At 66.2% G+C, this 25,597-nt stretch carries 21 protein-coding genes; 8 read left to right on the top strand and 13 right to left on the bottom strand.

The features are described 5' to 3' along the window. The first annotated feature begins 26 nt into the window (after positions 1-26). Together KPL81_RS01570 and KPL81_RS01565 are read left to right on the top strand one after the other, a co-directional pair. Positions 27-977 carry a cyclodeaminase gene (locus KPL81_RS01570; protein ID WP_219790410.1) on the top strand — a complete coding sequence of 317 codons (951 nt, stop codon included), beginning with the start codon at positions 27-29 and terminating at the stop codon, positions 975-977. Between the two features lie 79 nt (positions 978-1,056). Continuing rightward, positions 1,057-1,740: a haloacid dehalogenase type II gene (locus tag KPL81_RS01565; RefSeq protein WP_219790409.1), complete on the top strand. Its 684-nt coding sequence runs from the start codon at positions 1,057-1,059 to the stop codon at positions 1,738-1,740. 2 nt (positions 1,741-1,742) lie between these two features. On the opposite strand, the gene KPL81_RS01560 is transcribed toward KPL81_RS01565, so the two are convergent. The 13 genes from KPL81_RS01560 to KPL81_RS01500 all read right to left on the bottom strand — a co-directional run bounded on the left by KPL81_RS01560 (position 1,743) and on the right by KPL81_RS01500 (position 20,184). Beyond that, positions 1,743-3,038 (bottom strand): MFS transporter, encoded by a 1,296-nt coding sequence (locus tag KPL81_RS01560; RefSeq protein WP_219790408.1) that lies wholly within the window; start codon positions 3,036-3,038, stop codon positions 1,743-1,745. A 36-nt stretch (positions 3,039-3,074) separates the two neighbouring features. Then, positions 3,075-5,285, bottom strand: coding sequence for a 1,4-alpha-glucan branching protein GlgB (glgB, locus tag KPL81_RS01555; RefSeq protein ID WP_219790407.1), 2,211 nt, complete (start codon positions 5,283-5,285; stop codon positions 3,075-3,077). Between the two features lie 40 nt (positions 5,286-5,325). After that, the gene (gene glgX / locus KPL81_RS01550; protein ID WP_209473639.1) at positions 5,326-7,509 is read right to left on the bottom strand and encodes a glycogen debranching protein GlgX; all 2,184 of its coding nucleotides are present in this window, start codon (positions 7,507-7,509) and stop codon (positions 5,326-5,328) included. A gap of 43 nt (positions 7,510-7,552) precedes the next feature. Then, on the bottom strand, positions 7,553-8,212 hold the full coding sequence (locus KPL81_RS01545; RefSeq protein ID WP_209473638.1) for a DUF2934 domain-containing protein: 660 nt from the start codon (positions 8,210-8,212) through the stop codon (positions 7,553-7,555). A 1-nt stretch (position 8,213) separates the two neighbouring features. Then, positions 8,214-11,006, bottom strand: coding sequence for a malto-oligosyltrehalose synthase (gene treY, locus KPL81_RS01540; RefSeq protein ID WP_219790406.1), 2,793 nt, complete (start codon positions 11,004-11,006; stop codon positions 8,214-8,216). After that, entirely contained in the window at positions 10,999-13,143 is a 2,145-nt protein-coding gene (gene malQ, locus KPL81_RS01535; RefSeq protein WP_219790405.1) for a 4-alpha-glucanotransferase, read from the bottom strand. Before malQ ends, treY begins: the two co-directional genes overlap by 8 nt. Next, positions 13,140-14,954 (bottom strand): malto-oligosyltrehalose trehalohydrolase, encoded by a 1,815-nt coding sequence (treZ, locus tag KPL81_RS01530; RefSeq protein WP_219790404.1) that lies wholly within the window; start codon positions 14,952-14,954, stop codon positions 13,140-13,142. Before treZ ends, malQ begins: the two co-directional genes overlap by 4 nt. After that, the gene (gene glgA, locus KPL81_RS01525; RefSeq protein WP_219790403.1) at positions 14,951-16,570 is read right to left on the bottom strand and encodes a glycogen synthase GlgA; all 1,620 of its coding nucleotides are present in this window, start codon (positions 16,568-16,570) and stop codon (positions 14,951-14,953) included. Before glgA ends, treZ begins: the two co-directional genes overlap by 4 nt. Before the next feature lie 398 nt (positions 16,571-16,968). Further along, positions 16,969-17,178 carry a zf-HC2 domain-containing protein gene (locus KPL81_RS01520; protein WP_209478682.1) on the bottom strand — a complete coding sequence of 70 codons (210 nt, stop codon included), beginning with the start codon at positions 17,176-17,178 and terminating at the stop codon, positions 16,969-16,971. Continuing rightward, positions 17,178-17,831 (bottom strand): sigma-70 family RNA polymerase sigma factor, encoded by a 654-nt coding sequence (locus tag KPL81_RS01515; protein WP_240549003.1) that lies wholly within the window; start codon positions 17,829-17,831, stop codon positions 17,178-17,180. The genes KPL81_RS01520 and KPL81_RS01515 overlap by 1 nt, the downstream gene beginning before the upstream one ends. Before the next feature lie 57 nt (positions 17,832-17,888). After that, positions 17,889-18,458: a carboxymuconolactone decarboxylase family protein gene (locus tag KPL81_RS01510; protein ID WP_219790402.1), complete on the bottom strand. Its 570-nt coding sequence runs from the start codon at positions 18,456-18,458 to the stop codon at positions 17,889-17,891. A gap of 94 nt (positions 18,459-18,552) precedes the next feature. Next, entirely contained in the window at positions 18,553-19,140 is a 588-nt protein-coding gene (locus KPL81_RS01505) for a TetR/AcrR family transcriptional regulator (protein ID WP_219790401.1), read from the bottom strand. Between the two features lie 87 nt (positions 19,141-19,227). Then, entirely contained in the window at positions 19,228-20,184 is a 957-nt protein-coding gene (locus tag KPL81_RS01500) for a sulfurtransferase (protein ID WP_219790400.1), read from the bottom strand. 292 nt (positions 20,185-20,476) lie between these two features. On the opposite strand from KPL81_RS01500, the gene KPL81_RS01495 reads away from it, so the two are divergent. From KPL81_RS01495 to KPL81_RS01470, 6 genes are all read left to right on the top strand, one after another. Continuing rightward, positions 20,477-22,816 carry a PqqD family peptide modification chaperone gene (locus tag KPL81_RS01495; protein ID WP_219790399.1) on the top strand — a complete coding sequence of 780 codons (2,340 nt, stop codon included), beginning with the start codon at positions 20,477-20,479 and terminating at the stop codon, positions 22,814-22,816. Between the two features lie 130 nt (positions 22,817-22,946). Then, entirely contained in the window at positions 22,947-23,225 is a 279-nt protein-coding gene (locus KPL81_RS01490; RefSeq protein ID WP_219790398.1) for a hypothetical protein, read from the top strand. A 96-nt stretch (positions 23,226-23,321) separates the two neighbouring features. Next, complete coding sequence (locus KPL81_RS01485; protein ID WP_219790397.1) at positions 23,322-23,888, top strand: DinB family protein; 567 nt, start codon at positions 23,322-23,324, stop codon at positions 23,886-23,888. Continuing rightward, positions 23,885-24,367 (top strand): DUF302 domain-containing protein, encoded by a 483-nt coding sequence (locus KPL81_RS01480; RefSeq protein WP_219790396.1) that lies wholly within the window; start codon positions 23,885-23,887, stop codon positions 24,365-24,367. Before KPL81_RS01485 ends, KPL81_RS01480 begins: the two co-directional genes overlap by 4 nt. A 38-nt stretch (positions 24,368-24,405) precedes the next feature. Further along, on the top strand, positions 24,406-24,768 hold the full coding sequence (locus KPL81_RS01475) for a hypothetical protein (RefSeq protein WP_219790395.1): 363 nt from the start codon (positions 24,406-24,408) through the stop codon (positions 24,766-24,768). A 127-nt stretch (positions 24,769-24,895) separates the two neighbouring features. Next, positions 24,896-25,348 carry a DoxX family protein gene (locus KPL81_RS01470; protein ID WP_219790394.1) on the top strand — a complete coding sequence of 151 codons (453 nt, stop codon included), beginning with the start codon at positions 24,896-24,898 and terminating at the stop codon, positions 25,346-25,348. Positions 25,349-25,597: the final 249 nt, after the last annotated feature.

The following is a 25,597-nucleotide window of genomic DNA, read 5'->3' as shown; positions in this document are numbered from 1 at the left end:
TCGCTCCTGGCTACCAAGGAGGAGAGATGAAGCTTTATCAGCGTGATGAAATCGAAGCGGTGGTGGGTATCGACGAAGACGCCCTGCGCCAGGTCGAGGCGGGGTTCGCCGCCCTGGGGCGCGGCGAGGTGGTGCAACCGCCGATCCTGTCGATGTCGATGGAGGAGTTCAACAGCGAGGTCGACGTCAAGACGGCTCATATCAAGGGCTGGGAACGTTATGCGATCAAGGTCAGCAGCGGGGCTTTCGACAACCCCAAGCGCGGCCTGCCGAGTCTGAGCGGGTTGATGATGTTGTTCTCCGCCGAGACCGGGCGGGTCGAGGCGGTGCTGTTCGACGAAGGCTACCTGACCATGGTGCGCACCGCCGTGGCGGGGGCGATAGCCGCCAAGCATCTCTCCCGCGAGGACAGTCGGCGGGTGGCGGTGATCGGCGCCGGCGAACAGGCCCAGCGACAGGTAGAGGCGCTACGTCTGGTGCGTGATGTCGACACCTTGGACGTCTGGGCACGACGTCCCGAAGGTGCCGAAGCTTACGCCGACCGCATGCGCAGCCGCGGGCTGACAGTCAGCCTGCACGACAGCGTGCATGCGGCCTGTGCCCAGGCCGACATCATCATTACCGCCACCCCTTCGCGGGAGCCGCTGCTGCACGCCAGCGATCTGCCCGAGGGGGTGCACGTCACCGCCATGGGGTCGGACAGCCCCGACAAGCGTGAACTCGACGAGTCGGTGCTGACCCGTGCCGACGTCTTCGTCTGCGACACCCGGGCCCAGAGCGAGCACAACGGCGAACTCAAGGTCTTCGCCAATGCAGGACGCGAGCCGCCGTTCAAGGTATACGAGCTGGGCCAGGTGATCGAGCGGGGCGAGAACCTTCGGGTGTCGGAGGCGACCATCACGCTGTGTGACCTGACCGGCACCGGGGTTCAGGACACCGCCATTGCCAACTTTGCCATGGAACGCCTGGTGCCGTGATGAGCGTGTGCTCGCCTTGAGCCCAGGCGCGCCAACCGGCATGCTGAGGCTTGGCGAAGCGAAACGAGGAGCGCAGCAGATGGCAACGGTTCTGGCCTTCGATGTCTACGGCACCCTGATCGATACCCACGGCGTGGTCACCGAGCTGGAAGCACGGCTCGGCAGGGCCGGCAAGGCGTCGCTTGCCGCCGAGTTCTCGCGCCGCTGGCGCGACAAACAGCTGGAGTACAGCTTTCGCCGCGGCCTGATGGGCGCTTACGTGCCCTTCGGCCAATGTACCCGCGAGGCGCTGGATTTCACCGACAGAGCCCTGCAGACGCAGCTCTCGGACGTCGACAAGGATCATCTGATGGCGGCCTATGGCCGCCTGCCGGCGTTTCCCGAGACGGTCGGCGCCCTGGAGCGGCTGGCCGCCACCGGCGTGCGCTGCGTGGCTTTCTCCAACGGCACCGCCGATGCGGTCAGTGGTCTGCTGGAGCAGGCCGGCATTCTCGAGCGCTTCGAGGCGGTGATCAGCGTCGATGAGGTCAAGCGCTTCAAGCCCGACCCCGCTGTCTATGCCCATCTGCGCAACCGCCTCGAGGTGGCGCCGGGCGATACCTGGCTGATCTCGAGCAATCCCTTCGACGTGATCGGCGCTCGCCATGCCGGCTTGCATGCCGCCTGGGTGCGGCGCAGCCTCGATTCTCCCTTCGACCCCTGGGGCATCGAGCCGGACCTGACCGTGACCGACCTGGAGGGCCTTTCAGACCGCCTGAGCTGAGGTTACTCGCGCTGCCGGTAGGCCTCGACCAGCCGGTAGTGCTCATCTTCCTCGTAGAAGCTGGGGTCGTCGAACAGGTCGGGCTGGGCATCGTCGAACATCATTTCCAGCGACAGCGGGCTGGTCTGGGTCATCGGCTCGAAGTGGGCATGACCGTGCACCAGAACGGAGACATGGCGGCGGCGATAGAGGGCATAGATGCCGAGCAGGGCTAGTACCGCCGCGATATAGAGGGGCAGCGCCTGCGGGCCCAGGATGCCCATCAGGAGGCCGGCGAGTATCGGCGCCAGGGCGCTGCCCGCTCCTTGAGTCACCAGCATGTCGGCCGAGGCCGATACCACCTCCTCGGGGTGCAACTGGTCGATCAACTGGGCCACCGCCAGGGGATAAATGGCGAACGAGAACCCTCCCCACAGGAAGAACAGTCCCATCAAGGCCGGCCGGTTGGGCGCGAAGGGCATCAAGGCCGCCAGTGCGGCGGCGGCAATCACTACCCAGGTCATTACCTGCGAGCGGTCGTGCTTATCGGAGAAGCGGCCGATGGGCAGCTGCAGCAGCGCTCCGCCCAGGATCGTCACGCTCATCAGCATGCCCACGTCGGCAGCGCTCCAGCCCAGTTGGCGTGCATACAGCGGTGCCATGCCCCAGAAGGCGCCCATGGCCAGCCCCGACAGCACAGAGGCGGCAACGCACAGGGGGGCGAAGCCGAGCAGCGCCTTGAGGCTGCTCCTGGCGTTCTCCGGCACCGTCGGCTGCTGGCGCCGGGTCATGGTGATCGGCAGCAGTGCCCAGCTGATCAGAATGGCGGTGACGGCGAAGAGCAGGAACCCGCCGGGGGTGTCCAGACGCAGGATCTGCTGGGCGGCGGCGATCGCGCCGAGGTTGACCAGCATGTAGGTGGCGAAGACCCGACCGCGTTCGTGGCTTGCCGCCTGGCCGTTGAGCCAGCTCTCGATCACCGTCATCAGGGTGACGAAGGCCAGGCCGTAGAAGAAGCGCAGCGCGATCCACACCCAGGGATCGACGAAGATGCTGTGGAGTAGCGCCCCCGAGGCGCACAGTGCGGCGCAGAAGGCGAAGGCGCGAATGTGGCCGGCGCGGCGGATCAGCCGGCTACTGACCCAGGTGCCGCAGGTGAAGCCGACGAAGTAGGCCGACATGATCACGCCCACCACGGTGGGCGAGAAGCCTTCGTCGGTTCCGCGCAGGGTCAGCAGGGTGTTGATGAGACCGTTGCCAAGCAGCAGCAGGGCGACGCTCCAGAGGATCGACCGGACCGGTTGCAGCATGGCCAGCATGTTGTCTCCTTGATTCGCGCCTCGAACGATGGGTATTCAGCGAGGCTTCAGCAGAACCACCGCGAGTGGCGGCAGCGTCAGCACAAGGCTCGCCGGCTGGCCGTGCAGCGGTTCGTCGATGGCCTCGAGCCGGCCCAGGTTGCCCAGGTTCGAACCGCCGTAGCACTCGGCGTCGCTGTTGAAGATCTCGTCCCACTCGCCATTGCGCGGTACGCCGACCCGATACTCCTCGTGGGGTACGGGGGTCATGTTGGCTATCACCAGCAGCGGCTCCCCCTTGGAGTCGCAGCGCAGCCAGGCGAAGACACTGTTGGTCTGGTCGTTGCCGATGACCCAGACGAAGCCGTCGGGATCGCCGTCGCCCTGGTGCAGTGCGGGCAGCTCACGATAGAGCCGGTTGAGATCGCCCACCAGCAGGCGCACGCCGGCATGGCGCGGTGCGTCGAGCAGCCACCAGTCGAGTTCGCGATCGTGGCTCCATTCGCGCCACTGGCCGAATTCGCAGCCCATGAACAGAAGCTTCTTGCCCGGTTGGGTCCACTGCGTGGCGAGGTAGGCGCGCAGGTTGGCGAACTTCTGCCACTCGTCACCGGGCATCTTGTCGAGCAGCGCACGCTTGCCGTGGACCACCTCGTCGTGGGAGATCGGCAGCACGAAGTGCTCCGAGTAGGCGTAGACCTGAGGGAACGTCATGTTGTGGTGACCGTGGCAGCGGTAGAGCGGGTCCTCTGCCATGTAGCTCAGGGTGTCGTGCATCCAGCCCAGGTTCCACTTGTAGGCGAAGCCGAGCCCATCTTCGCTCACCGCCCGGGTCACGCCGGGCCAGGCGGTCGACTCCTCGGCGATGATCGCCGTGCCGGGCACCTCCTCGGCTACCACCCGATTGAGATGGCGCAGGAAATCCAGCGCCTCGAGATTCTCGTGGCCGCCATGGCGGTTGGGGATCCATTCACCGTCGCGGCGCGAGTAGTTGCGGTAGAGCATCGAGGCCACCGCATCCACGCGCAGCGCATCGACGTGGTAGTGCTTGAGCCAGTGCAGCGCCGACGAGAGCAGGAAACCGTGCACCTCACGGCGTCCGTAGTTGTAGATATAAGTGTTCCAGTCCTGGTGAACGCCCTCGAAGGGGTGGGCGTACTCGTACAGGGCGGTGCCGTCGAAGCGGGCCAGGCCGTGGGCGTCGGTAGGGAAGTGCGCCGGCACCCAGTCGAGTATTACGCCAAGCCCCGCCTGATGACAGGCGTCGACGAACGCGGCGAAATCGGCCGGCGAGCCGTGTCGTGCGGTGGGGGCAAAAAGGCCCAGCGGCTGATAGCCCCAGGAGCCGCCGAAGGGGTGCTCCATTATCGGCAACAGCTCGATATGGGTGAAACCCATCTCCAGCACGTAGGGAATCAGCTGCTCGGCCAGCTCCTGCCAGCCATAGAGCTCGCCCTCGTTGCCGCCGTGCTTGCGCCAGGAGGCGGCATGCACTTCATAGATCGAGATCGGATGGTCAGGCACGAGCGACTCGGCGCGCCGGGCGAGCCAGGCCTCGTCGTGCCATACGATACCGTCGAGGTCGGCCACTTTCGATGCGGTGCCCGGCGGCAGTTCGCTGGCCAATGCCACCGGGTCGGCCTTGTGCACCACCTGCTCTTGGGCATCGACCAGCTCGTACTTGTAGGGCTCGCCCGGCGCCAGGCGCGGTACGAACAGCTCCCACACACCGGCCTGGTGGCGCAGGCGCATGGGGTGGCGTCGGCCGTCCCAGCCGTTGAAGGCGCCGATCACCGAGACGCGCCGGGCGTTGGGCGCCCACACGGCGAAGCGTACACCCGGCACGCCATCGATCTGCATGGGCTGGGCACCCAGGCAGCGGCCCAGATCGCGGTGGGTACCTTCACCGATCAGGTGCAGGTCGAGATCGCCGAGCAGCAGGCCGAAGGCGTAGGGATCCTCGGTCTCGTGCACGCCATCGGGCCAATGGAAACGCAGCCGATAAGGAAAGGCCTCGTCCAGGGCGATCACGAACAGGCCTGGCGTGGAACATTCGGTCAGCTCGCCTCGCCAGCGGCCGTCGTCGCGCGCGAGCACCTCCACGGTCCGGGCACCGGGAGCATAGACCCGCAGGATATGGCCATCGCCCTGGGCATGCCAGCCGAGCACGGCGAAGGGGTCGGGGTGACGGCCTCGGACCAGGGCCTCGGCGTCGGCTTGTGGCAGCTCGGCTGCGGCAGGGTCGGTATATCGCGCTCTGTCAGTCAATTCCGTTATGGCCTGTTTTCGTAAGCGTGAAGGCCGGTCTTCATGGCGCCTGTTCCAGTTCGAACAGCGTCAATGAGCGTCCGACCATGGCGTAGTCTTCGCCGAAGGCTCTCAGGGTCTTGTCCGGCGCCGGGCTGCGGCTGGTATCGAGCTGGCATACCCAGCCGATGCCCCGCGGCACGTCGGGCAGACGAAAAGCAATCGGGTCAGGATTGGCGTTGAACAGGATCAGCAGCGAACGGTCGTCTCCGATGCGGCGAATGCCCGAGGGGCGGGCGCGGCCATCGAGCAGCAGGCCGAGGCTGCGCGCTTCGGGGTCTTCCCAGCGTGCCACGTCCATCTCGCTGCCGTCGGCAGCCAGCCAGGTCACTTCCTTGAGCCCCATCTCCTCGTTGTACTCGCCGGAGAGAAAGCGGCCGCGGCGCAGGATGGGGAAGCGCAGGCGCAGTTCGATGAGCTGGCGCACGGTCTCGATCAGGTCGTGGGCGTCGCCCTCGAGATTCCAGTCGAGCCAGCTGATCTCGTTGTCCTGGCAATAGGCGTTGTTGTTGCCGCGCTGGGTGCGAAGCAGTTCGTCACCGGCCAGCAGCATCGGCGTGCCCTGGGAGAGCAGCAGCGTGGCCAGGAAGTTGCGGATCTGGCGCAGGCGCAACGAGCGGATGTCAGGGTCCTCGGTGGGACCCTCCTCGCCGTGGTTCCACGACAGGTTGTGGTCGTGGCCGTCGCGATTGTCCTCGCCGTTGGCCTCGTTGTGCTTGACGTCGTAGGCCACCAGATCGTGCAGCGTGAAACCGTCATGGGCAGTGACGAAGTTGACCGAAGCGAAGGGGCGGCGCCCGCGGCGGTCGAACAGATCCGCCGAGCCCATCAGCCGCGAGGCTAACTCCGCCAGTTGGCCTTCGTCGCTGCGCCAGAAGGCCCGGCTGGTGTCGCGAAAGCGGTCGTTCCACTCCGCCCAGCCGGGGGGGAAACCTCCCACCTGGTAGCCGCCGGGGCCGCAGTCCCAAGGCTCGGCGATCAGCTTGACCTGACTGAGCACCGGGTCCTGGCGGCACGAGTCGAGGAAGCCGCCGCCCTCGTCGAAGCCGTGGGGCTCGCGGCCGAGAATGGTCGCCAGGTCGAAGCGGAAGCCGTCGACGCGCATCTCGGTGGCCCAATAGCGTAGCGAGTCGGTCACCATCTGCAGCACCCGCGGGTGGCTCAGGTTGAGGGTATTGCCGGTGCCGGTGTCGTCGATATAGTAACGCGGCGTGTCGGGCAGTAGCCGGTAGTAGGAGGCGTTGTCGATGCCCTTGTGTGACAGGGTCGGGCCGAGTTCGTTGCCTTCGGCGGTATGGTTGTAGACCACGTCGAGGATTACCTCGAGATTGGCGGCATGGTAGCAGGCCACCATTTGCTTGAACTCGTTGATGTTCTCGCCCGAAAGATAGCGCGAGTGAGGGGCGAAGAAGCTCAGGGTGTTATAGCCCCAGTAGTTGCGCAGTCCGCGTTCGAGCAGATGCTGGTCGTCGACGAAGGCGTGGATCGGCAGCAGTTCCACCGACGACACGCCGAGCGAGTGGATGTAGTCGACCACCTCGTTGACCATCAGCCCCGAGAAGGTGCCGCGCAGCGCCTCGGGCACCGCCGGATGGCGCATGGTGTAGCCGCGCACGTGGGTCTCGTAGATCACGGTGCGATCCCAGGGTACCTGGATGCCGCGGGCCCGCCCCCAGGTGAAGGCGGGGTCGATCACCCGGCAGCGCGGCATGAACGGGGCACTGTCGCGCTCGTCGAAACTGAGGTCGCCGTCGGGGTGGCCGAGGGTATAGCCGAACAGCGCCTCGTCCCAGGTGAATTCGCCCACCAGCTGCTTGGCGTAGGGGTCGAGCAGCAGCTTGTGCGGGTTGAATCGGTGCCCCGCTTCGGGCTCGTAAGGACCGTAAACGCGGTAACCGTAGAGCTGGCCCGGGCGTGCATCGGGCAGGTAGCCGTGCCAAACCTCGTCGGTATACTCGGGCAGCTCGATGCGTTCCACTTCCTGAGTGCCGCTCGCATCGAAAAGGCACAGCTCGACCTTGGTGGCGTGGGCGCTGAACAGGGCGAAGTTCACGCCCAGGCCATCCCAGGTGGCACCCAGCGGGAACGGCGTACCCTCGCGCACGCGCGAGCGTCGAATCACGCCGGGAAGCTCATCGACCGCCACGGCGGTATCGCTCTCATGCGGCTCATGCCTCGTATTCATCTCTTTTCTTCCCTGAAACAGCAGGCCTCTCGTCCCTGGGCCATCACTCCTTGTGCGGCTTCGTCTTGCTGCTACGCCCGGCGCCGGCTTTCACCGTCTTGCCCGACACCTGTGCGGTGTCGGTGCTGTCCGGCTGGGTCAGGCCATCGTCACTGCGGCGTGGCCGGCGAGTGCGCCTGGCGGTGGCGGACTCCGGCGGCAGCGGCTCCAGCGGCCCCTGCCCGGGCTCGGGAGACGTGGCCGGGCCGTCCGGACCGCCACGGTTGGCGACGTCCTGATCCTGGGCGCCGGTCGAAGTGGCTTGCTCCGCGGGCAACGGGCGGGTCGAGGCCGCCGTGGAGGCGGGCTCATCCGCTGCCGGCCCCGAGTGGGCGCGATCCTGCACCGGTTCGTCACGCGCTACGTCGCGGTCATCGCGATAGGGCAGCTCATCGAAATCGGGCTCGCCATCGGGAGCGTCCAGCGGCAGCCGGTTCTCCTGAATGCCGATCTCGTCGTCCTCCAGCGGCAGGTCGTCCTCGAGAATGGGGGTTTCGTCCACCGGCTCGCCGACCTCCTCGAGTTCGGCGTCGATGCCCGCCTCCTCCTCGGCGGTGACGATACGCAGCGCCATGTCCCAGTGACGCTGCTGCTGACCCTCGGGACGTCCCTCGGACTCCCAGATCTTGTAGGCCAGGTTCCGTACACGCTCTTCGTCAGCCATCCTAGCTCTCCCTATGCCTGTACCGGTTTCGCAGATAGATACCGACGGGAAACGCGTCCAGCAGTTCCTCGACGGCGACATGTTCGTTCCTCACTCCCAGCGTGGTACCCGTCAGCACATTTTGCCAAGCGGCACCTGTCTCGCCAGGGAGATATACCCGCGTGTCGCTCCAGCACGATGGCGGCACGAGGGGCTGCTCGCTGCCTGCCAGTAGCGCCGCACAAAGACGTGGCACCACGACCAGCAGCTGCCGGTCGCCATGGCTGCGCAGGAAGGCGACGAGTCTCTCGCCCTGTTCGCCCTCGACCGCCAGGGGGAGGTAGTCACCGTGGCGGAACAGCTCGGGCCAGTCGTGGCGTAGCCCCAGCAGGCGAGCGATCAGGCCTTGCTTGACGTGGCCGTCCTGCCAGTGGGCCAGTGCCGCGGCGGGGTCGGAGGCCGCGGCGAGTGCGGCCTGACGCGCCACATGGTCGATCGGGCGGCGGTTGTCGGGATCGACCAGGCTGTAGTCCCAGAATTCGCAGCCCTGGTAGAGATCGGGCACGCCGGGCACGGTCAGGCGCAGGGCCGTCTGGGCCAGGCCGTTGAGCGCACCCGACAGGTCCAGCTCGCGGGCTGCCGCTTCGAGCTCCGGGCTCAGCTCGGGAGAGGCCAGCAGCGCTTCCAGATAGCTGCGGCAAGCGCTCTCGTAGTCCTCGTCGGGCCACAGCCAATGGGTGCGCAGCTTGGCCTCGCGCAAGGCCTTCTGCTGCCACTGGGCCAGACGTTCGGCAAAGCGTTGCATGGCGTCGGTGTCGTCGCGCTCGATCGTCGGCGGCCAGGCGCCGAGCAGGACCTGGTAGAGGATCAGCTCGTCGCCGGGAGAGGGGGCAGTCCCGTCAGGCAGCGCCTGGCGCAACGGGGCAGCCAGCTCACGCCATCGCTCCACGCGGGTGGCGAAGGCGCCGGCATGCTCGCTCAGCGCGGCCAGCCGCGCCCGCACGTCCTCGCCGCGCTTGTGATCGTGGGTGGCCGTGGTGACCAGTCCGTGCGGAAAGTGGCGTTCGCGCCAGGCGTTGGTGTCATGGAACCAGCGCGGCGAGTGGCTGAAGTGCTCGCCGTCGAAACCGACGTCGTTGCGCGAGATCAGGGCGGCGCTGCGATAGCCGGCGGTATCCTCCACGGCCTTGGCCGCCACCGGCGAGGTGAGCTGCTGGAAGCGCGTGATGGCGCGCTGGCGAAGCCAGCGCTCCTCGGCGTCGGGGGCGTCGGCGGGCGCCTCGCCACCCAGCCAGCGTTCCAGCCACGCCAGCACCTCGGCGTCCGGTGGGCTCAGTTCGCCGCGGGCGCCGGCCATGGCCTGATCGAAGAAGGGCGCATCGAGTTCGGGGCGGCCACCGTCGTCGGCGTAGGTACGATAGATCGGGAAGTGCACGATCAGCGCCGTCAGCGCCCGGCGCACCGCCGCAAGGGTGATGTCGCGGGTCGCCAGGGAGTGGCGGGCCACGGCATGCAGGGCACGCGCGCAGGTCTCGAACTCGCTGGTCAGCAGGGTCGTGAGTACCTCGCGGCGGGCCAGGCGCACCTCGGTGGGGAAGTCCTCTTTCCGGCCGCTGACCTGACGCCATAGATCGCCCAGCGGCTCGGCGCCGGCCGGGTCGTGCTGCAAGGCGGAAACGGCATTCATCAGCTCGTAGCCGGTGGTGCCGTCGATGCCCCAGTCGCGATGCAGGGGCTCGTCGGCGGCCACTATCTTCTCGACGAAAATCGCCACGTGGCGCACCGCTCCCGGCGGCCGGCGCTTCTGGCACTCGCCCAGGCGAGCCCGCAGGCGGCGGCAATAGCCGCGCGGGTCGGCCAGGCCATCGACGTGATCGACGCGCAGGCCATCGACCCAACCCTGTTCCACCAGGCGCAAGGGCAGGGCGTGCACGGCCTCGAATACCTCGGGCCGTTCGATGCGCAGCCCGCCGAGCTCGGTGATGTCGAAGAAGCGCCGCCAGTTGATCGCGTCGGCTCCCGTGCGCCACCAGGCCAGACGGTAGGCCTGCTGCTCCAGCAGGTCGTGCAGGCGGATGGCTCCGCCGCGAGTGCTGCCGTCGAACAGTGTTAGCAGGTTCTCCAGCGCCTGCCCGACGGCCGGATCGGCCAACGCCTGGCGCAGTTCGCGGCGACATTCGGCGACGGCGGTATAGGCGTCGTCACGCCGTTGCAGGGCATCGAAGCGTGGCGCCAGGTCCCACAGCGCGGCATGTTCGGCCAGACGCAGGATGTCGCCGTAGCGGCGTGGGTCGACGGGAAAGCGATGCTCGTGATAAGTGACGTGAAAACGCAGCGCTGCGGGGTCCAGGCGCAGCACCAGGTCTCCGCCGTGCAGGGCGTCGGCGTAAGGTATGCCGAGGAAGGGTAGCAGCAGCTTGCCGGCGAGCAGTGGGTCGGGCGAATGCCAGTCGATATCGAAGAATCCGGCGTAGGGGCTCGCCCGGCCCCAGGCCAGCACGTCCTGCCACCAGGGATTCTGCGAGCCGCCCACCGCCACATGGTTGGGCACGATGTCGAGGATCAGCCCCATGTCATGCTCGCGCAGGCGGGCGACCAGGCGTTCCAGCGCCGCTTCGCCGCCGAGCTCGGGGTCGATGCGGGTGGGATCGATGCCGTCGTAGCCGTGGGGCGAGCCCGCGCGTGACATCTGCAGCGGCGAGGCATAGACATGGCTGATGCCGAGCCGGGCATAGTAGCCCACCCATTCGGCAGCATCGTCGAGGGTGAAGCCAGAGTGGAACTGCAGACGAACGGTGGCGCGAATCTCACTCATCGCTACCCCCTTCGGGGACGTCGGGGTGTGCGACGCGCTGTGCTTCGCAGCGCGCCTCGGCCAGGCCAGCCAGGCGACCTGCCACTTCGGACGAAGCGAGCAGGCGATCGCTGTCGTCCGGCAGCCGTCGCCGCCAGTTGGGGTGTTGCTCAAGGGTGCCGGGCAGATTGGCCTGCTCCTCGAGCCCCAGGGCATCCTCCAGCGGTAGCAGCGTGAGCGGTGCCGGCGTGAACCCCAACCTCCGCACGGCGGCATCCAGCACTCGCGAAGCGGGCAGGTCGGCGGCGTCCAGTGCCTCGGCCGGCGCCTGACGATCGAGCAGGCCCAGCGCCCGCGCCAAGCGGGCCCGCTCGATACGGCGCTCGGCGTGCTCGCTTTCGGCATCCCGGTCCTCGCCCAGCAGGCCGAGCCGGCTGCGCCAGTCGATGTCACGGCCGGCCCACCAGCCGGCCAGCGTCGGCAGGTCGTGGGTCGAGCTGGTGGCAACGGCGTGCTGCGTCCACTGCTCAGGCGGCAGGAAGCCTCCTTCCTCGTCGCGCTCGAACCACAGTACGCGCATGCCGAGGATGCCGCGATGTGCCAGCTGCCGACGCAAGCCCGGTGCGACGGTACCCAGGTCCTCGCCGATGACGATGGCGCGGTGGCGCCGGGATTCCAGCGCCACCAGGCGCAACAGGTCGTCGAGCGGATAGCGCACGTAGGCGCCTTCGGTCGGCGGTGCTCCGTGAGGCACCAGCCACAGGCGCATCAGGCCGAGCACATGATCGATGCGCAGCCCCCCGGCGTGGGCGAAGCCGGCCCGCAGCATGTCGATGAAGCCGGCGAAGCCGCCCTGCACCAGCCCCTGGGGCGAGAAGGGCGCGAGCCCCCAGTCCTGGCCGTGAACGTTGAACGCATCCGGCGGCGCACCGATCGACAGGCCTTCCAGCATCTCGGCCTGACGGCTCCAGGCCTGGCTGCCAGTCGCGTCGGCGCCCACGGCAAGGTCGGCGACCAGCCCGACCGCCATGCCGGCCCCACGGGCCGTGGCCTGGGCACGCGCCAACCCCTCGCTTGCGATCCACTGCAAGAAGGCATGGAAGCCGATCTCATGGGCGTGCTCTTTGGCGAACCGGGCCACCTTGGGGCTTGCCGGGTCGCGCAGTGGCGCCGGCCACTGGCGCCAGTCGCGTTCGCCCAGATGTTGCATCAGCGCCTCGAAGCGGCAGTGTGCCTCGAGCATGGCACCGCTGCGCTCATCAAAGCCCTGCTCGCGAAAGGTCGCCAGGGCCTGGCGGGCGCGTCGTGCCTCGGCGTCTTCGCGATGCATCAGCGCGTCGTAAAGGGTACGTAGCCAGCCGAGCTTGGTCTCTGCAGCACGGGGCCAGTCGACCAGCTCCTGGGCTTCGAGCTGGGCCCGCGTCTCGACCAGCCCGCTGCACTCGATGGCCGCCGCCACCGCTTCCTCGCCAAGCAGCGACTCCGGGGCGACGTGCAGGGCGTGGTAGTGCAGGCGGCTCGAGGGCGAGTAGGGGCTGTAGTGTTTCACATCGGCGCTGAACATGGCGTGCATCGGGCTCACGGCCAGCGCCGAGGCACCGGATTGGGCGGCGTGGCGTACCAGTTGCTCCAGGGCCAGGGTGTCGCCGAGGCCGCCGTCGCCAGGCCGGCGCAGCGCATAGAGCTGGGCCGCCAGCCCCCACAGGCGTGGCGGCTCGCTGACGCCCGTATCCGCTAGGGTGAAGCAGCGCGGTGGAGCCACGGCCAGGCTCAGCTCGGCGGCGGCGATCTGCAGGCGGTGGTAGCCGGGCTCGTCGATACCGGGCAGCTCGCTGCGCTCGTCGAGCATGCCATCACGCTGCTCGCCATTCTCCAGCACGAGCCGATAGCGGGTCCCGGGGGGCAGCAGCGAGGGCAGCGACGTAGTCGCACCCTGCTCGGCGGTGATCAGCGGTGGCCACTCTTGCGGCGAGGCGGGAGGCTGCAGCCGCGCCAGGCTGGCGGATATCTCGCCCGCGCTCGTGGCCGGGTAGCCGAGCCGGGCCAGCAGGTCGCGCTGGGACGCGCTACCGAGTCGGCGGAGGCGGCCCTCGCTGTCTTCCCACTCGACGATGAGGCCGGCGGCGTCGGCCAGTCGTCTCAGTCCCTCCTCGCTCATGCGCACAGCTCCTCGTCGCCGGGTACTTGCTTGAGCCAGGCCGCGGCACAGCGCGGCGGCAGGCTGCCGCTCTCGGTGGCCATCGCCACGCCCTCGCGGGTCTCGTACAGGCATCGCCCGACACCGAAGGCGCGGGTGGCCGCGGTCCGTTCCCCGAGATTCAGGGCGATAACCAGGTGGGTGTCGTCGTTCATCTGCCAACGGGCGACGACGGCACCCTTGTCGAGTGTCTCGGCGCCGAGCGCCCGCGCGCCATCCAGGCGTGGCACGATCTCGGCATGGCGTATCGCCAGCAGATGCCGGACGAAGGCCAGCCATTCGGCATGGGGCGAGGTGTCTCGAGCTTCAATGTCGGGCCTGGATGCCTCGAAGGTGGCCGCATCGTTGGGGTCGGGAATCAGCGCGCGCGAGGCAGGATCCCGAAAAGCGCTGAACGCGGCGAACTCCGCCCGGCGGCCCTCGCGCACGGCCTCGGCCAGCGCATCGTGGTGGTCGGTGAAAAACAAAAAGGGCTGCTCACTGGCCCACTCCTCGCCCATGAACAGCAGCGGCACCATGGGCGAGAGCAACAGCGACAGCGTGGCGGCTGCCAGCGTTTCCTGCCTGGCGAGCCGGGACAGGCGCTCGCCCATGGCACGATTGCCGATCTGGTCGTGGTTTTGCAGGAAGGCGACGAAGGCGGTCGGCGGCAGGTGGGCGCTCGGCGTGCCGCGTGGAGCGCCTTGGCGCGTGGCATCGCCCTGATAAATGAAGCCCTCGCCCAGGCAGCGTGCCAGCTTGTGCGTCGGGGCGTCGGCGAAGTCGCCGTAGTAGCCTTCGCTCTCGCCGGTGAGCATTACGTGCATCACGTTGTGCCAGTCGTCGTTCCACTGCGCCGTGAACAGGCCCGGGTCGATCAGGTCGGCATCGTTGTGCTCGTTCTCCAGCACCAGATGAACGTAGCGTCGCGGATCGATGCGGCTGCGCAGCGTCTCGGCCATCTCGACCAGGAAGTCGCGCTCGCCGATGGCATGTACCGCATCGAAGCGCAGGCCGTCGAAGCGGTACTCATCGACCCACATCAGGGCGTTTTCGATGAAGAAGCGGCGCACCATGGGCTGGCGAAAATCGATGGCCGGCCCCCAGGGCGTCTGCCGGTCGCCGCGAAAGAAGGCCCCGGCATAGTGGGGAAGGTAGTTGCCGTCCGGCCCGAAGTGGTTGTAGACGACGTCGAGGAAGACCATCAGCCCCAGGCCATGGGCGTCGTCAATGAAGGCCTTGAGCGCGCCGGGGTCGCCGTAGGCTTCGTCCACGGCGTAGGGAAGCACGCCGTCATAGCCCCAGTTGCGAGCACCGGGAAAGGCCGCTACCGGCATCAGCTCCACCGCCGTGATGCCCAGTTCGGCCAGGTAGGGCAGTTCTCGGCGGACCGCCTCCAGGCCGCCCAGCGCCCCCAGGTGCAGCTCGTACAGCACCGTCTCGTGCCAGGGCCGGCCCTGCCAGTCGGCATGGCGCCAGGCGTGCTGGTAGGGGTCGACCACCAGACTCGCCCCCTCGACGCCTCCCTCCTGGGCGCGTGACGCAGGGTCGGCTACGGCGATACCCTGCGTCGCGCCGCCGACAAAGACGCGATAGCGATAGCGAGCGCCGTGGTCGCAGGGTGCCCCGCCGACGAAGCGCCCTTCGCCGGCATGGGCCATGGCGATGGGCGCAAGGCCTTCCACTTCGAGATCGACCTGGCTGGCACTGGGTGCCCACAACGAGAACTGGGTCCACTGCGGGCCGATGACCTGGGCACCGAAGGTGTAATGGAGCCGGTCTGCTTCGTTCATGCCGAGCTGCGTGCCTCCACACCGGCTTCTTCGCTGATGCGTTGGTAGAGCTGCGTATAGGGTGCGATCGACTGACGCCAATGATAGCGACCGGTCATGGCGGCCCGGCGCATGGCGTAGAACAGCTCCGTGGAGTGGTAGACCGAAAAGGCTTGCTGAATCGCCTGCATGAAGCCGGCCAGGTCGACCTCGTCGAACAGGAAGCCGGTCACGCCATCCTCGATGGTGTCGGCCAGGCCGCCGGTACGGTGGGCGATGGGCAGCGAGCCGAAGCGCTGGGCGTACATCTGACTCAAGCCGCAGGGCTCGAAGCGCGACGGCATCAGCAGGAAGTCGCTGCCGGCGTAGATGCAGCGCGCTTCCTCTTCATCGAAGCCGATGTAGACGCCCACGGCGCCAGGGTAGCGTTCGGCCAGGCGGTCGAGCTGTGCCTCGACGCGTCGCTCGCCCTTGCCGATGAATACCAGCTGCCCGCCGGCCTGGACGATGTGGGGGGCAGCGTCGATGACCAGGTCGACTCCCTTCTGGTGCACCATGCGCGAGACCATGGCGAACAGCGGTCCGGCGCTTGGGCCCAGGCCGAAGCGGTGGCGCACGTAGTCGGCGTTGGCCCGTTTGCCGCGCCAGTCGTTGGAGGAAAAAGCCTGGACCAGATGGGCGTCGGTGCGCGGGTCCCAAGAATCGTCGATGCCGTTGGGAATGCCGCTGAGGCGTCCCTGCTCAGCCTTGCAGCGCAACAGACCCTCCAGGCCGCAGCCGAAGTCGGGCGTAGTGATCTCCTGGGCGTAGGTCGCGCTGACCGTGGTCACATGCGAGGCATGGACGATGCCGGCCTTCATGAAGGAGAGTTTGCCGTAATACTCGACGCCTTCGATGTGAAACGCCGAATCGGGAATGCCCAGGGCCGCGCAGCGAGACGCATCGTACAGGCCCTGATAGGCCAGGTTGTGGATCGTGAACACGCTGGGTACGTTGCGCCCCATCCAGTGCAGGTAGGCCGGTGCCAGCCCGCACGCCCAGTCGTTGAGGTGCAAGAGCTGCGGCTGCCAGTCGAGCCCGGCATGGCCGGCACCGATCTCGGCTGCGGCCAGCGACAGACGGGCGAAGCGGACATCATTGTCCTCCCAGCCACTGCTGCCATATCCGCCCGGCCCGGTGCCGTAGGGGCCACCTTCTCGTTCGTAGAGTTCAGGGCAGAGCAACACATAGATGATCAGGCCGTCGTCACAAGTCATCTCGCCGATGTCGCAGGCAGGCAGATCGGCGTGAGCGGGAAGCTGACCGACGTGGCGGATCTCGCGTGACGAGGCGACGACTTCCCGGTAGGCGGGTATCAGGATGCGAATGTCGTGATGGGCCGCCAGCGCCCGGGGAAGGGCCGAAGACACGTCGCCAAGCCCCCCGACCTTGACGAAATCGGCAATTTCGGAAGTGACGAAGAGGACGCGCTGTGAGGGAAGGCTCGGCGCGCCGTGTCCGCGCGGATCGTCGCTATCGTTGTCACCCTCCTCGACGTGGCGTTCGGCAAGAGGTACATCGCCACCGAGTGTCAACGAGCGGCTTCGACCGTCGTTTCCGGTTTCGTAATTGATACCCTTCAGTGCCACATTGCCCATGATGACGGACCTCCCTGTTGTGGCATGGCGAAGATGCTTAGACGGTCCCCTTTTCCTTTCGAGGCGCTTGCTTTCAGGCGGTTCCTGGCCTTGAGAAGAAGCAGGCAGAAGGTGACGTTGCATAGGTATAGTCGATGAATCCTAAGGGGGCGAAGTGAAATTCGCCCATAACCTGAGTAAAGCCGAGACGGGAACGGGGGCATGGGCCGTCACTGCGCGAAGTCGTCGTATCGACGTTCTGCAGCACTTACTACGTGGCGGATTTCCTTGACGAATCGTTACCCAAAGTACGGCCGTCGGTCCGGCGTCATGGGCAGCGTTCCTTCGTTTCAAACCGTTCAGAAACGGACGGCTTTGCTGGTGGGGCTTGGGGTGAGGAAAGGTAAAGGTGGGAGATTTCACTCTTGATTGGAAGATGAAGGCTCTTCCGCCGACGGCGCCGAGGTGAAGCGATCACCCGCCCGGTGCAGCAGCTCGAACTGCCGGTTGCACTGGCAGCAGGCCCCGCACATGGAGAGATGGAACCGCAAGGATATGCGTTCAGACCAGCGCAGTGGGCGGTCGAGACGTTGCGACATCAATTCCGTGGCGCGACGACACATGATCATCAAGCGTCTTCTCCTGTCAGCCAGCCCTGCTCGATGCAGCTCCGCAGTCGCAACCGCGCGCGATGCAGGATGATCCAGCAGTTGTTTTCCTTGATCGCCAGTTCCCGGCAGATCTGTTCGGTCGTGAGGCCCATCAGCTCGCGAAGCGAAAAGACCCGGGCTTGAGTGTCCGGCAGCACGATCATGCAGGCATCGAACACCTTCCAGAAACGCTCGTTTTCGAATACCGCCTCGGGCTCGCCCCAACTGCTGGGACGGGCTTCCTTCTGCCAGCGCCCGCTCTGCTGAAACTGGCGGTCGATGGCGTCGTCATCGCTTTCGTCCTCGAGCGGCTGCCACAGTCCCTGGCGCTTCTGGGCACGCATGATATCGAGGATCTTGTGCTTGAGAATGCCGAAGACCCAGGTTTCGTAGCCGGAGCGGCCGGAGAAGCTGGCATCCTTCTCGATGGCGGCTTCCAGGGCGTCCTGCACGGCGTCTTCCGCAGCGGTGTTTTGGCGTAGATGCAAACGGGCGAAGGAGAGCAGGCGTGGTCGGACGGCGGCCAGGCGCTGCATTCGATCCTGCTGGTTTCCTGCAAGCGATGCGTCCGGCGAAGGAGCGTCACGATCCTGCGCTATCTCGCCGGAAGCATCAGGCTCATTGTTGTTCATGATTCACCTCATTTCGTTCCAGCGTAGCGAGGCGCCAGCTACAATTTCCCGAGCGCCTCAACGCTGCCAGGCATGGCCGGAGAATGCATCGTCCAGCTCGGGATGGTTGAGATGGTTCGAGTAGTTGCTGAGCGTCTTGACCGCGAGTGCCAGCACGATCTGCAGCACCTGTCCCTCATCGTAGCCGGCTTCGAGGAAGGCCTGCACGTCTGCCTTGCCCGGCATGCCCCGGGTATCGAACATTACCCGGGTAAAGGTGTTCAGCGCCGCCAGGTGCGGATCGGGGATCGCCTGGTCGTTGCGGATGGCATCGATCACGTCGGCAGGCACCTGGGAGGCCTTCTCGGCCAGCATGCTGTGGGCCGACATGCAGTAGTCGCAGCCGTTGAGCCGGCTGATGGTGAGGAAGACGACCTCCTGCTCGGGCGGCGTGAACCCGGAATTCTGGCGGAACAGCTCATAACCATGAAGATAGGTGTCGAGCACACCGGGCGCCTTGGCCATGTGGGTGTACATGTTGGGCACGAAGCCCAGCTTGGCATTGGCTTTCTCGAGCAGCGGCCGTGCCTTTTCATCGGCATTGTCGAGGGTCTGGGGCTCGAGCTGGATCTGGTAGTCGGCTGTCATGTGAACCTCCTGTCGTGCATCGTCTGGCGTCTTTCAATATATGGACCTATCGATCCATATATGGCGGAGTGATCCATCCGCGGGCATGCTGCGATCAGCGTAGCGCGCGGAGGATCAGTGTCGTTGCGGCATCGATCTGGTGGCGGTCGGCCCCCGATTTGAGCAGAGTACGCAGCCCCGCCATTCCCATGGTCAGGTAGGTGGCGAGTACCTCCGGATCCTGATGCAGGGCGATGCTGCCCTCGGCCTGGCCACGCTCCACCGCCGCCTGGAACAGCTCGGTAATGGCCGCCAAGCTGCGCCTGGCCTCGGCTGCGGCAAGTTCATCGCGTTGCCCCAGCTCGGTAGCCGAATTGAAGATCAGGCAACCCAGGGCGGCGCGTTCGCTGCCGGCATCCTGCGCGGTGGCGCGAAACAGGCCCTCGAAGAAGGCGTAGGCCGTCGGTGCGCGGGCCTGATGTTGGCGCAGGCGGTCGAGCAGCGCTTCGCGATAGCGGCGCAGGGCGTCGACGAACAGCTGCTCCTTGTTGCCGAAGGCCTGATAGAGGCTGCTGCGCGAAAGACCCATAGCGGCCAGCAGGTCGCGGGTGGAAGCGCTGTCGTAACCGCGCGACCAGAACACCTGCATGGCGGATTGCACGGCCTGGTCGGGGTTGAATGTCAGGGGGCGTCCTCGTGTCATGGGGTGAATTTAGAACCGATCGTTCCATAAAGCAAGCGCACCACTCCCGGAAAACTTGTCCCCGGTGGGCGTCAGCGCTCGTTAGGGCTACTCGAGCAGTTCGCCCACCTTCACGGTGCCGCGGTCGGCCAGGTGCACGGGGCGCGAGTCGTCGCGGGTCCAGGCGGCCATCGAACCGTCGTACATGGTGACGTCGTCGAGACCTCCGACTTCGCTGAGCTGAAACCAGCCGCTGGAGGCCCAATGCCCGGTATTGCAGAAGGTAACGGTCGGCGCCTCCCGGTCCAGCTCCAGGGCATCGATGGCTGCCGTTAGCCGCTCGGGTTCCAGATACCAGGCACCGTTGCGTTCGACCAGGGCATCGTGGTGGGGCAGGTTCACCGAACCCGGGATGGTGCCCGGCACCCGCGCGGCGGGCGACTGCTCCTCGCCCCGGAAAAACCCCTCGGGGCGGGCATCGACCAGTTGCTCTCCCGCCTGGCGTGACGCTTCGACCTCCGCGTCGGTGGCCAGCAGTTCCTCGCGCAGCGTCGCGCTGAAGGAGGTCGCCTCGGGCGGGTCGGTCGGGCCGCTGGCAGTCTCGAAACCCTGCTGCTCCCAGCCGGCAAAGCCGCCGTTGAGGATCGCCACCTCGTCATGGCCGAGGGCCTTGAAGGTCCAGTAGACCCGGGTAGCGCTGCCGAAGTCGGTCGGGCCGGTGCCGGCGGGCACGACGACTACGGTGTCGTCGTTGCCGATCCCCAGGCCGCCGATCAGCTCGGCCAGCGCCTCGGTATCCGGCATCAGGCCGGCCACGCCATCGCGCTCCTCGCGCCAGCCATCCTCGGCATAGTTGCTGTAGCGGCTGCCGGGAATACGGGCGGCTTCGAAGGCGGCACGGTCGCCGCCGTCATCGATGGCGGAGCGCACGTCCAGTACCACGAGAGCGTCATTGTTTCGTTGACCATCGAGCCATTCGGCATCGACCAGGGGAGAGGGGTGCATCGCCTGGGCGGTGCCGGCAAACGTCAGCGCGGCGACCGCCACGATCAGTGGGGTTCGCATAAGACTGTCCTCCTTACAGGGGGTTGGAAGGAGCCTAGGTCGGAGGCGTGGTAGCCGCAACGTTTCGTCGAGAACGCTTTCCCTTCGATACATTCCCCAAGGGCATAACGCCCGAGACTTTATCAGCGACAGAGTGGCGATCGACTGCTATCGGTTGTAAGGAACGCGAGGTCGCGGCGACACAGACGGAACGACGGACAGAGGGCTCTGGCAATCCGCCCGGGCCCAACGGTCGCCGACAGCGGTGTGAATGCGGCCACGCGTCGATAACAAGACACAGGAGATCGCGAGCATGACGGAACAGCAGTTGCCCCCGCGGCGTTTCTGGCTGGCGGGCAAGCGGGCCGCCGAGCAGGACCTATTCTTTCGCGAGGCTCTCGAAGCCCGGGGCTGGGAGGAGGGCGACGAGCGCCACTGGGACGCCGCCTGGGTCACCGGCATGCCCGAGCCCGCTCAGTTCCGCAATGCCTCGCCCCGGCGGCGGATCAACCACTTTCCCGGCAATGCGGCGCTTACCGTCAAGAGCCGACTGCACGAGAGCCTGGCGAACCTGCGAGCGTGCCTGGTCGATGGCTTCGGCGAGCGGCACCCCTTGACCTCGCGCCTGGACTTCTTCCCCCGCGCCTATGTCATGCCGCACGACTATCACGCACTGCAGCAGGCCGCTCGGGACAACCCCACCCAGCGCTGGATCCTGAAACCGACCAATGCTTCCAAGGGCAAGGGCGTGCGGGTGCTGCGTGATGCCGGCGAGGCACCGCTGGCGCCCGACTGGCTGGTGCAGGAGTATCTCGATCATCCGCATACCATTCGCGGGCACAAGTACGTGCTGCGGCTCTACGTGCTGATCGCCTCGCTCGCGCCGCTGCGGGTCTACCTCTATCGCCAAGGCTTCGCCAAGCTCGCTTCCGAGCCTTGGGATCCGGACGATGCCGATAACCCCTACAGCCAGCTGACCAATCCCGACATCAATGCGCTAAACACCCGCGCCGAGGTGCCGGTGGAGTTCATCGATCTCGACCGTTACCGCGCCTGGCTGCGCGAACAGGGGCACGACAACGCGGTGCTGTTCGAGCGAATCGAGGAACTCGTGAGCCTTACTGCCATCGCCGGTGTCGATGCGATGCGAAGCCGCACCGCCGCCGTGGGCGCCGACCCGAGTGGCTGTTACGAGCTGCTGGGCCTCGACTGCCTGATCGACGATACCCTCAAGCCATGGATCCTCGAATGCAACCTGAGCCCGTCGCTGGGGACCTGTGCCGCGCCCGAAAGCGGTGGGCTCATCGAGGAGCGGATCAAGGGCGACCTGGTGCGCGACCTGATCGCGCTGACCGGTCTGGCTGACGACAAGACGACCGAAGCCACCGATCCGCTGGCCGACGCCGAGGCGGAGCTGGCCAGGGCCGGCGGCTTCCGGCGCCTGCTGCCCGCCGCCGACCCGGAGCGCTACCTGGCGTACTTTTCGTTGCCTACGCCCGAGGATCTGGCACTGGCAGACGGCCTGGCCGGCCGTCGTGTGCCGCGCCCCAAGCTGATGCGCCGTCGCGTTAGTGAGTTCTACGACGACCAGCAGTTGGCTCTCTATGACGCCGAGAGTGGTCGTCTGTATCGCCCCAACGACACCGCGGCGTTGATCTGGCTGCTGGCCACCGAGGGGCTCGATCCGGAGGCAATCGTCGAGGCGCTGGGGGCGGCGACCGCCGAGGCGGGTGACACCCTTGACACTGAGGCGTTGCGCGCAGAGGTAGGGTCGACGCTTGCGGAGTGGTGCCGCCTGGGCCTGCTGTGTCAGCGCGGCGACGAGGAGACCGCGCTACCGGAACATGACGCTGCTGCTGGCGCACCGCCGACGAATGACGAGGCCGGCCAGACGGTGCTGCTGGCGCACGAGCAGCGGCGCTGGGCGCTGGAGGTGGCCGACATCGCTGCCATGGAGCGCCTGCAGGCGGGATTAGGGGATGGGCTCATGCCGCTCGGCGCCGAGGCGGCCCAGGGACTGCATCGGCTGGCACTGCTGAAGGCGGCGGCGGGGTATGCCCTGGCGTCGGACGATACGCTGATCGCCTCACGCCTGACTCTCCCTGCCATCGTACCGGCCCTGACGGAGTTCCTGCTGCGTCAGGCCGCGACGCCTGGGCAGCCGGTGATCGACGCCTATCTCGTGGTGACACCGGCAGGCAACGCCGCGCTCTGTATCGCCAGCGATACCCAAACGCGGGAGGCGCTTGCCGCCCTGCCTTCGGCTCTCCGCAGCCGGTTCTCCCGTGGCGTCAGGCTGGTGCAGGAGGGCGAACAGGTGCGCCTGGAGCCGCTCGGCCTGCCAGGGCCGGGAGCCGCTCCACCCGCGGCGGAAGCCTTTCCGCTGTTGCCACGCGAGCTGCCGGTCTGGGTCATGGCCGGCACGGAATCCGCGCCCGCTCCCCCAACGCCGCTGTCCCGGCTCGATGCCCTGGCGGCGCTGCTGCCGGGCTGCCGCACGGCCAACGGCGAGCCTCCTTCGGCGGAGACGATACAACAGCTGGACCGCTGGCTGGAGGAAAGAACGTGCTGGACCGTTGCCGTCGAATCCACGCTGACACAACTGGGCGACTCCCAACCAACCCCGGCCGACGCCATGGCAGCCGGGAACTGAGCACTCGGCCACCCAACCAACGATGGGTGGCCTGCCGAAACGGGCTCGACGAGCCCGCTTCGTTGCCAGGCGGCGTGATGGCCTTTGGCTGCATGCCGCCTTCACATCGAAACCCTGAGGAGAAGACGATATGACAGAGCACGAGGAGAAGCGCCGCACGCTGCTGAGCCGGCTAAGCCGCCGCCTCGGCTACGCGGCTCCCGCCCTGGCGCTGGTGGCAAGCGGTGCTGCGCTGCAGGCCGTGGCCGAAGAAGCCGGCACGCAGCCGGCCTACACCAGCGGGCAGGAGGCGCCGTTGATGCTGGCCGAGGCGCATGAAGAGAAGAAGCCTGAAGCGGAAGGTGAGGCGGAAGGCGAGGCCGAGGGCGAAGCGGAAGGAGAAGCGGAAGCCGAGGCCGAAGGCACCTAGGGATTTCTCGTCCCGCCGTGTTCCGTGCCGGGCCCTGACGTGACCCGGTGCGGAGCCGGCAACCCAAGGCTCATCCACTCAAGAAGGGAAAGGCGCATGAGCGAACAACAAGACACTTCCTGTCTCGGCAGCCTCATCGAGGAGAACCGGCTGGCCCTGTATCAGTTGCAGGCGTTCCTGGAGCGCTTGACACCCGACCTCTATCGATACGCCTTCGGCCCGACGGGGCGCCAGAGCCTGGGCAAGCACGTGCGCCATATTCTCGACCACTACGATGCCCTGCTGGCCGGTGCGGTGGCGGGAAGCATCGACTACGAGAACCGCCAGCGCGACGAACGGCTCGAAACCGAGCCGGAGCTGGCCGTGGTGCGGGTTGCCGAGATCAGCGCTGCGCTACCAGGCCTGGAGGCGCAGCGGTCGGCCACGCTGCGGCTGCGATATCCCGTCGAGGGCGCTAGTGACAGCCTGGCATTGGCTACCAGCCTGCCCCGTGAGCTGGCATTCCTGACCAGCCATACCGTGCATCACATGGCTCTGCTGGGAATGATGGCGGAGAGCCTCGGCGTGGACTTACCGGAGCATTTCGGCGTCCACCCGTCGACGCTGCGTCACTGGCAGCGTCAAACCGAAGAGATATCACAGGAAAGGAGAGAGACGGCATGAAGCTGATTCACAAGCTTGCTGCGGCTGGGCTGGCCCTGGCGCTGGCCGCTCCCATCGCCGCCGACGTCGACTGGCCCGAGGAAGGGTGGGAGGTCAGGGCGACCGAGATGCGCTACGACGAACTGCTCTCGGCCCTCGAGGAAGCCGTCGAGGCGGAGGAGATGGCCATCGTCACTGAGGCCGGCCCGACAGAGGCCGCGGCCAATCGCGGCGTCACCATTCCAGGCAACCGTGTGGTCGGGGTATTTCGCAACGACTATGCGGTGAAGATCTTGAACTTGAGCGTTCCGGCCATGATCGAGGCGCCGATTCGTTTCTACGTTACCGAGAACGAGGACGGCAGCGCCACACTCTCCTGGAAGACGCCGAGTCACGTTTTCAGCCCTTATATCGAACAGGCAGGTCCTGAGCTCGAGTCAGTAGCGACGGAACTCGACGCAGTGTTTGCAGGAATCGCCGAGCGAGCCATCACGGAGTAAGTGGTGCCAACCAGCTCGTCGGGCGACAGGAGGAGGGTATGTCACTGCCTGAAGAGCGTTCCGATATGGGGCAGCCCTCGCCTCGGGATACGGTCGTCGAGGCGTCATTGATGCTGATGGCCGTCTTGCCGATGCTGGTCTCCTTCCAACTGAGCCTGACGACGGGCGAGGGCCACTGGTTTCAGCGCTCGGGGGCGCTAATGGTGCTTTTCTCGGTAGGTATCGAGTATCACCGACGTCATGTCATGCGCTGTCTGCCAGGCGCTATGGCCGTAACGCAGTCCTCTCTCAGGATGGCGCACTGGATCCATCGCTTTTGGCGCTCCATTCCCTATGTCTGCTACACAGCCATCGCCGTCGGCACCTTGGTCTGGAGCTATGGCGACTTGCTGTTCGCATGAAAGCATTGGCGGTGAAAATCAACTTATCCAATGTGTAAGGCCATGCTTGGCCCAGCGACAAAGCGAACTGCAGGAGATTGCTTTTTTGTAAAGATCTTTTGACTTAATAAGCTATCAGGAGGACAGGGTGAGCAAAGTGTGGAGTCTCTTACTGCTCAGGGTCTCGCTGGGTGGGCTGCTGCTTGTCTGGGGAGTGAACAAGGTTGTCAATGTCGGTCATAGCCTTGCCATTTCCGATAATTACTACGAAGGCATCCTGTCGAGCGAAACGTTTCTGCCCCTGGCAGGTATCGGGCAAATATTGATGGGTATCCTGGTGGTCATCGGTCTGGCCCGGCGCTGGGTCTATCCTCTGCAACTGTTGATCAATGGAGCTTCCCTGCTGGCCGTTTTCGCCTCGGTAATCGACCCATGGGGTTGGTTTCTTGAAGGAACCAATGCGCTCTTCTATCCCTCGTTGATCATTTTTGCCGGAAGCCTTGTGGTGGTGGCTTTCCGTGAGGAGGACACGCTTGCCCTCGATGCCAGGCGGAGGCCTCAACCTGCCACTTGGCAGGCGACGCATCGCTGTCGATCATGACAATGGCCGCTGCGGGCGGTCAATCGATTTCATCGAAGCTCCCTCGCGTTGTGACAACGTGAAGGGAGCTTTTTAGTCGTGGAGACTCTAGTTTTCTTACGCCTTGGGAGTTGTATTTTTTATCATAATTAAAGCGCTATATATGATTAAAGATAAGACACTTTTTCTGTAAGTAACCGCCCCTTTCTCTGACCCAATAAAGCGACCTGTTGCGAGAGTGCAGGCGCGCCGAGGCATGAGCTGCCTCGA

Origin of the sequence: Billgrantia antri, assembly GCF_019430905.1 — a bacterium.
GTDB classification, from domain to species: Bacteria; Pseudomonadota; Gammaproteobacteria; order Pseudomonadales; family Halomonadaceae; genus Halomonas; species Halomonas antri.
The sequence above is the reverse complement of the archived record's forward strand: the minus strand, read 5'-3'. Positions and strand labels throughout refer to the sequence as shown.